Genomic DNA, 8294 nt, shown 5'->3' with positions numbered 1-8294 from the left:
AGTATGCCGTTCAATGTGTACCTGAACAGAAAGATATGACCAGCATTGGTATGGTAAATAAGGGTGCATGTAGAATGTTGTTGATTAAATGTTATCTAGCGACTGGTCAATTTCAGAAAGCAAAAGATCAGGCCGATATCTTAATTAATCAGTCGGGTTATTCTCTAATGAAAAACACTTTTGGTACATTTTATCCTGGCGCAAATCCGCAAACGTGGAACATTACCCGCAATGTAATTTGGGATTTACACCGTCCAGAAAATAAACTAATCTCGGCCAATACAGAAACTATTATGGGGATGCCTAACCGTGGCGTAGAATCGAATATCGCATTTGCTACCATGCGTATTTTTACTCCTTCACTTAATAATGCAGAACTAAAAGCTCCAGATAATGTGAATGGAATGGATTTTTATCCTCGTAATAATAGTAATTATAGGGTTGATCTGGATTATGCAAGGGCTTTAGGTCGTGGTATAGGCACTGTTCGACCAACGCCATTTGCACAGAACGATTTATGGAAAGTTAATAATATAGTTGATCCTACAGATTTGAGGCACAGTTCAACTGTTGGTAACTGGGTAAGAATGGAGGACCTGAAATATACAACTGCAGGTACAACCTATCGTGGTCAAAACGTAAGATTGCGCCACCCAGTTACCAATGCCCTTTTGGTTACAGATACGATCCGTTGCTATTTTCAATGGCCTCATTACAAAACTTATATTGTTGATGTGGAAGCAGAAGCTAATTTAGGAAATAATGGTTATCAAGGTGCTACAAAAGGAAGTGTTGGTGATTGGTATTTGTACCGTTTGGCAGAAGCTTACTTGTTGAGGGCGGAAGCCAAATTTTATTTAGGAGATGCAGGGGGAGCAGCGACAGATGTAAACGAAATTAGAAAGAGGGCTAATTGCACGCAATTGTATACTACGGTGACCATTGGCGATATTATGGATGAGCGTGCACGTGAACTGTATTTAGAAGAATGGAGACATATGGAATTAAGCAGGGTTTCTTATTGCTTAGCATTAAGTGGTAAACCAGATGAATGGGGAAATGTTTACAATGTAAATACTTATGATAAATCTTCGGGTACAGATTTGTCTGGTGGAAGTTACTGGTATAAGCGTGTAGTTAATGTGGGTAAAATCTACAATAACGGTCCAATAATCACCTCTAATAAGACGTTTAACTACACAATGAATAAATGTAATTTGTACTGGCCAATCCCTAATTCGGCTATTACCGCAAACAAAAGGGGCCAGCTTTCACAAAACTTTGGCTACACAGGGTATAACCCCGGTGTTGCGGTTTGGTCTACTTGGCAAGAAGCAGTTGCCGATGAGGACAAAACAGAATAATAATATTTTGGCGCCCTCAATTGTATAAAAGTTACATTCAATTTTAACCGGCTTCCGTTGGTAGCGGAAGCTGGTTTATCTCAATACCTTTCTTATGTGAACCAAGGATATGTAACTAAAAAAACTAAACCCAATTAAATAAGCAAATAGCGTATGAAGTTGGTACAAACCAAGTAAACCTAGGTACTTCTGTACTAATTTATAAACCTTTTAATTTCAAAATTAATGAAAAGAAATTTACTCTTCTTTTTACTGGCTTTGTTATGCCTTGTGCATTTGAATTTGGCAGCTCAGGTGCCAAACCTGCCGGTTAAAGCAACGCTTAGTACACAGTTGAATGGGCAAAAAACATTCAGCAATCCCACGCAAAGGGATATTTTAACACTTCCTTTTAGTCCAGTTGGGGATTATTCGCTGGAGGTAAAGGCCAAAGTAAATGCTGTAGTGGGTAGAGGATTGGATGTAGATACCCGATCTTCGGGAGGAATGGGCTTTAGGACATCGTTGGATGGTAGCGGTCTAAATTTTACTTCACCTCTTAGTACGCCTTTAAGTTTAAGCACCTCTAACAATACCGAAGAGCAAACATTTAGGTATGCGGTGAAGGGTAATGCGGTACATATCTATCAAAATGGAGCTCATGTTGCATCAAAAGCCCTGGTTCCTTCAAAGGATATTAATGATGGCAATGTAGAAGTAGATCCTATTGTTTCAAAAGGCCCTAACTTAACAAGCAATTGGTCTAATACGAGTGGCCTGCCCACTGCTATAGGTTGGGGAGCAGCTGGATATACGGGCACATTTCCGTGGAATACTACCAATAGTGGAAGCGGTGTGCGCTTTATCGATGTTAATGCTTCCACAAATAAGCACACCTATAACGGTTCAACTTATGTTGGTAGGATCCTGTTTATACGTTGGGATAATAATGCTTATAGCAGTGCTACTTACTCGTATCCGGTAACTTTAGAAGCCAATAAAACTTATGACTTTTCATTACTGTACGGGTATTGGGCTAATGCACAAAATGGGGTTAGGGATTTAACCATCGGCATTAGCAAGAAAAATGATGGCACAGATATCATCAATTCGAAAACCTTGTATCCAACAGCTACCCAAGGTGAATTGAATAAAGGAAATTTTTCATTTTCAACAACAGAAGCCGGTCAATATTATTTAACCTTTAAAGGTGCATGGGGACTATATTCCATTAGCGACCTTTCTGTAAATAGCATTGCCATAAGTCCACAATTGCTTATAGGCAAAAACTATCTTAACGGTACCGTTGACATGGAAATATCTTCTGTGTTTTATGAAGATGGCGCCTATGCTCCTGCATCTTATACGCCAAATACAAGAAAGACCATTCAGCTTACGGGCAGTGTAGTAAAGTTACCTGTTAGTTTCGATACCGATTTTATCGTGCCTGGAAAAACGGATGTTCATTTTACCGGAGAGCCAACACCCATGCTCAATTCATCCATCTCCTTAAATTCAAACGATGCTTGGTTGTTTTTAGATCATGTTAAACCTTCGGTGGTCATTAGTAGTTGGCTGGATAAAATCACGATCAATGGCGCACCTGTGGTGAACAATGTGAACGCCAGGATTTCTATTTACAAAGATGGTTCGGTGATTATTCCCAATGGTAATCTAACTGATCAATCTGCATTACAGGTATTTGCCGATGCCAATCTTAGCGGAACTTCAAAGACCCTCGCGGTACAAACTTATCATAATAGCCTGGCCGAATTTGATAATGCCGTTAAATCATTCAAATTGAAAAGAGGTTACATGGCTACTCTTGCAAATAACCCCGACGGAACGGGATATAGCAGGGTGTTTATTGCCAATGATGAAGATCTGGTGGTAAATACACTACCCGCCGAACTTAATGCAAAGGTTTCTTTTATTAGAGTATTTAGATGGGATTGGGTCAGTAAAAAAGGAAAAGCGGGCTGGTCGCCGGCCAAATTGAATGCCACTTGGTATTACGACTGGAACATTGCAGGTGCTTCGGCAAATGACTATAAATATGAGGCCATCAGACAAAATGCCGGTTGGCCTTCATGGGAGAGCATCAACACTAAAAGTGATGTAACGCATTTACTTGGTTTCAATGAACCTGATCAGGCAGATCAATCGAATATGACGGTTGAAGAGGCTATCCGTCAATGGCCAGATATGATGAAATCAGGATTGCGTATTGGCTCCCCCGCACCGGCGGCGCATACCAGAGATTGGTTGCCAAACTTTATGAAAAAGGTAGATTCATTGAATTACCGTGTAGATTTTATTGCCATTCATGCTTATTGGGGCGGTAAATCTCCTGCTTCTTGGTATAGTGACCTCAAAGCGATTTATGATAAATATAAAAGGCCCATCTGGATTACCGAATGGAACAATGGTGCCAACTGGACTACTGAGAGTTGGCCAACAGATCAGGTCGCTCAATTCCAAAAGCAATATGATGATATCAAGGGCATATTGAACGTATTGGATACTGCTTCCTTTGTAGAACGATATGCCATTTATGATTGGGTGCAGGATAAAAGGGCAATGGTTTTAGCCGATACACTTACCCTTGCAGGGAAATATTATGCAGCAAATAAATCTGATCTTGCTTATAATCCGCAGAAGGCATTTTTACATACTTGGAAATTAGCTGCTCCTTATATCTATAGTGCCATCAAGACAGATGATTTTACTAAAGTGATATTAAGATGGAACGATATTAACGGAGAATTAGGTAGTAAATATGTTCTGGAGCGAAAAGTTGATGGAACAGATGCCAACTTTATCCCTATACAGGAATTTACGAGCTATACGGCCAGTGGGCAGATGACCTACGAAGATGATGTTTTTAATAAGGCATCCTACCGATTGGCGGCTTATGATAAAGATGGGGTGAACCTCGTGTACTCTGTAGTACATGATGTAGTAAGGGATGTGGTTCCTCAGGCACCAACGCCATTCAGTGGAGAGATCATTTCTTCTTCGAAATTGAAATTGACATGGACAGCCAGTACAGCAGCCAGATCGTATAACTTAAAACGCTCGCTAAATGCTGCGGGACCATTTACGACCATTGTCCCAAATACTACGGTACTTACTTATCTAGATGAAAATTTAGATCCCAATACGGACTATTACTACGTAGTTACTTCGTTAAACTCAGCTGGGGAAAGTGTACCATCAGTTACCGTACATTTAAAAACGCCAGCATTAGTAGTGCCAACAGGAGTTGAAAATTTACGCATCGCCTCAGGAGATACCAAGGCTACGTTAACTTGGGATTTTCAGTATGATGTCAAATATGATATTCTGCGGTCTTCAACGGTTAACGGAACTTATACCGCTATTGCCACTGATGTGGATGCGGTGAGATACGAAGATACAGGTAGGGCTAACGGAACGACTTACTATTACAAAGTAGTAGCGCATAACAGTGCGGGAAGAAGTCCCGAATCTGCAGTGCTAAATGCTAAACCAGTTTTAGGTCAACATTTGCATATTGCTTTTGACGAGAATACGGGAACCAAAACCTATGATGTTTGGGGTGGTTATCACGGAACGTTAAGCAATTCACCTACATGGACGGCAGGTAAAGACATTGGTTCTTCGGCCATTACGCTAGTAAAATCAGCGAGTTCTTATGTGCAGTTGCCTCAGGGTATAGTAAGTACTTTGAACGATTTCACCATTGCCACATGGATAAAACTTCCAGCCAACCAAGGGACCAATACACGCATTTTCGATTTCGGTTCGGGCACAGGTACCTTCATGGTGTTGATCCCCAGACAAAGTGCAACCGCAATGAGGTATAAAATTACTTGCCCTGTAGGAACCTACCAACAAGATATTCCCTATGTATTGCCATTGGATCAGTGGTTGCACATTGCTGTTTCACAGCAGGGCACGCAATTGAAAGTTTATGTGAATGGGCAGGAGGTATTTACAGATAATAATGCGACCGTAAAACCCTCAGATATGGGCTTTACCACGCAAAATTATTTGGGCAGGTCACAATGGCCATCTGACCCTTACAGCGATCATGTTTATGATGATTTCAAGATTTATAATTATGCACTTTCCCTTCAAAATATACAGACATTGGCTAATGTTTCGGTTTTGCCCGTTGAATTAGGCAGCTTTAAGGCCAAAAAACAAAGCAATACCGAAGTACTTTTACAATGGGAAACCTTATCAGAAAAAAATAGCCGAAGTTTCGTGGTAGAGAGAAGTGCAGATGGCGTTCATTTTCTTCCCATTGGAGAAGTATTGGCCAAAGGTAATGCCAGTGCATTGAACAGCTACTCATTTACAGATAAGCGGCCCGTAAGCGGCTACAACTATTACCGTTTAAAACAGATAGACTTAAATAACGATGTTGAATACTCGAAGATTGAAGCTGTGAAAAATGATCTTAATGAGCTTAACATCTCAATTTTTCCTAATCCTGCCTCTAACCATGTACAAGTATCTGGATTGGAAGCCAACAAAGCTCATTCCTATATCTTATTGAATGTACTGGGCCAAAAGGTAGCGAGCGGTAAAATATTGAATGGAAAAATTGATTTGCCAGCTTTGCCAGAAGCAGTTTATACGTTACAAATTTTAGAAGGAAGTAGAAATATGGTTAACCATAAATTAATCATAAAATAAGAATATGCTAACCAGTCTGTAAACAGAAGGCTGGTTTTTATGTTGTTCTAGTTTACGAAAAAACAAATGCCCATTCTTTTAGGATGGGCATTTGTTTTTTGCTTTAGAAGCTGGTGAGGCTTATAGGATAAAATTCTCAGGATTTGGAATGAAATTGATGAAAGAGGAAAATTTTGCTTTATACTTATTCAAATCTAGTTTATAATAGAATGCGCCACGTTTTGAACTGGATTTGTCTTTTTCTGCCAACTTGATCAATAGGCCTGTAGAGTTTACTTTTCTGATAAAGTTTCTGTTGTCTATTTTTGCATTGTACACCTGTTCATAGAGATTTTGTAATTGCGGGATCGTAAATTTCCTAGGTAAAAGCTCAAACAGGATGGGATGGAAGGCAGCTTTATATCTGATCCTGTTTTTTGCTTTCTCAACCATTTTTTCATGGTCAAAGATTAATTTGGGCGCTTCGTTTATCAGGAACCATTTGGCTTGATAGGCATCATTGATCTGTTCTTTATATTTGTTGATGTCAATTAGGGCAAAATAGGCTACAGAAATTGTCCGTTCAAAAGGATCTCTTTCTGGATCTCCATAGGCTTTAAGCTGTTCTAGGTAAACTTCTTCTAATCCAGTTAAGGTATGTAGGATTCTTTCGGCAGCACCGTATAGGTTCTCATTGGCTTCTATAAAACCGCCCATTAAACTCCATTGGTCTTTTGCGGGTTCCAATGCTCTTTTGATCAAGAGTATTTTGAGTTCGTCGCCATCATATCCAAAAATTATACAATCAACAGCCACCAGTATGTGGGCCTGTTCAGCGTATTTGTATTTTCCTTGAGATTTATCTTTTATTGCTTTGGTCAATTTCATTCGTTATTTTAGTAAAATAAAACCATTTAACATCGTTCCATTCTGTTTAAAATTATCAATTTAAAAACAATCTGCAATAATAAACGTAAAAAACACATTAAAGAGTTAATAAATGTTGATTTGACGTTTAAATTATTTTTTGCTATTTTGGTCAGGTTAACCAAATACTAAAACAAATGAAACTAAACTTTATCCCCACGATTTTATTTATATCCTGTTCACTGATTTCCTGCCAGCAGCATACCACAAGAGAAGAAACCAAAAAAACAGTTCAAGGGCTGGTTGTAGAACTAGATAGTAATGCCTATAAGCTTGATATAGCTGGCAAGCAAACAAAGCTCTTTAGGTTGGAGAATAAAAATGGTGTGGTCGCTTATATTACAAACTATGGTGCCAGGGTAGTTTCGTTAGCGGTACCAGATAAAAATCATCAACCTACCGATGTTGTTTTGGGCTATGACAGTGTAAAGTCTAACCAGAAAAAGGGCGAGCCATTCTTTGGGGCAATTATCGGCAGATATGGCAACCGTATTGCTAAGGGCAAATTTAATTTGGCAGGCAAAACATATCAGTTACAACTAAATGATGGTGTAAATACACTACATGGTGGCTACGATGGTTTTTATGCAAAAGTTTGGGAGGCTAAAAAAATAGATAATCAGACTCTAGCCTTAACTTATTTATCTAAGGATGGTGAAGCCGGATATCCCGGAAATGTAAACGTTCAGGTGGTTTATACTTTAACAGACGATAATGGTTTGAAAATAGACTATACGGCAACAAGCGATAAAGAAACGGTACTAAACCTAACCAATCATGCTTATTTTAATTTGAATGGGGAGGGAAGCAAAACGATTTTAGATCATGAGCTGACCATAGCGGCAGATGGATATACGCCTGTAGACAAAACCTTAATTCCAACAGGTAAAATTGAACGGGTTAAGGGAACGCCTTTTGATTTTACAACTGCTAAAGTTATTGGAAAGGATATTGAAGCTGTAAATGAGCAGTTAAAAAGTGGAAAGGGTTACGACCACAATTTTGTATTGAACAAAAATGATGATAGCGCCCCTGTAACTATCGTGAAGAGCCCTAAAACTGGGATCGTAATGGAAATTTATACCACTGAACCAGGCATTCAATTTTATAGCGGCAACTTCCTGACAGGTACCGATAAAGATGGGAAAGGTGGTAAATCTTATCCTTTTAGATCTGCATTTTGTTTAGAAACCCAACATTTCCCAGATTCCCCCAATCAGGCCAGCTTTCCATCAACCGTTTTAAAACCTGGACAAACTTACAGCACAAGTACTACCTACAAATTTAAGGTGGACAAGACCAAAGAATAAGACATCCCTATGATGTGCAAATAGCTTTTTCCAGTAGCAATTGAAAAGA

Annotated in this window: 4 protein-coding genes; 3 read left to right on the top strand and 1 reads right to left on the bottom strand. The window is 39.2% G+C overall.

The window, feature by feature from the left end:
• Together JHD79_RS11540 and JHD79_RS11535 are read left to right on the top strand one after the other, a co-directional pair.
• The coding region (locus tag JHD79_RS11540) for a RagB/SusD family nutrient uptake outer membrane protein (RefSeq protein WP_199119389.1) at window positions 1-1364 on the top strand (1364 nt) is incomplete at its 5' end.
• A 225-nt stretch (window positions 1365-1589) separates the two neighbouring features.
• Window positions 1590-6029 (top strand): glycosyl hydrolase, encoded by a 4440-nt coding sequence (locus JHD79_RS11535; RefSeq protein WP_199119388.1) that lies wholly within the window; start codon window positions 1590-1592, stop codon window positions 6027-6029.
• A gap of 120 nt (window positions 6030-6149) precedes the next feature.
• Here JHD79_RS11535 and JHD79_RS11530 read toward each other — a convergent pair whose 3' ends face one another.
• Entirely contained in the window at window positions 6150-6896 is a 747-nt protein-coding gene (locus JHD79_RS11530) for an NUDIX domain-containing protein (protein ID WP_199119387.1), read from the bottom strand.
• Window positions 6897-7072: 176 nt separating this feature from the next.
• Between JHD79_RS11530 and JHD79_RS11525 the strand changes: the two genes are divergently transcribed.
• On the top strand, window positions 7073-8245 hold the full coding sequence (locus tag JHD79_RS11525) for an aldose epimerase family protein (RefSeq protein ID WP_199119386.1): 1173 nt from the start codon (window positions 7073-7075) through the stop codon (window positions 8243-8245).
• Window positions 8246-8294: the final 49 nt, after the last annotated feature.

The organism is Pedobacter sp. ASV28 (assembly GCF_016428855.1).
Lineage (GTDB): Bacteria > Bacteroidota > Bacteroidia > Sphingobacteriales > Sphingobacteriaceae > Pedobacter.
The sequence above is the reverse complement of the archived record's forward strand: the minus strand, read 5'-3'. Positions and strand labels throughout refer to the sequence as shown.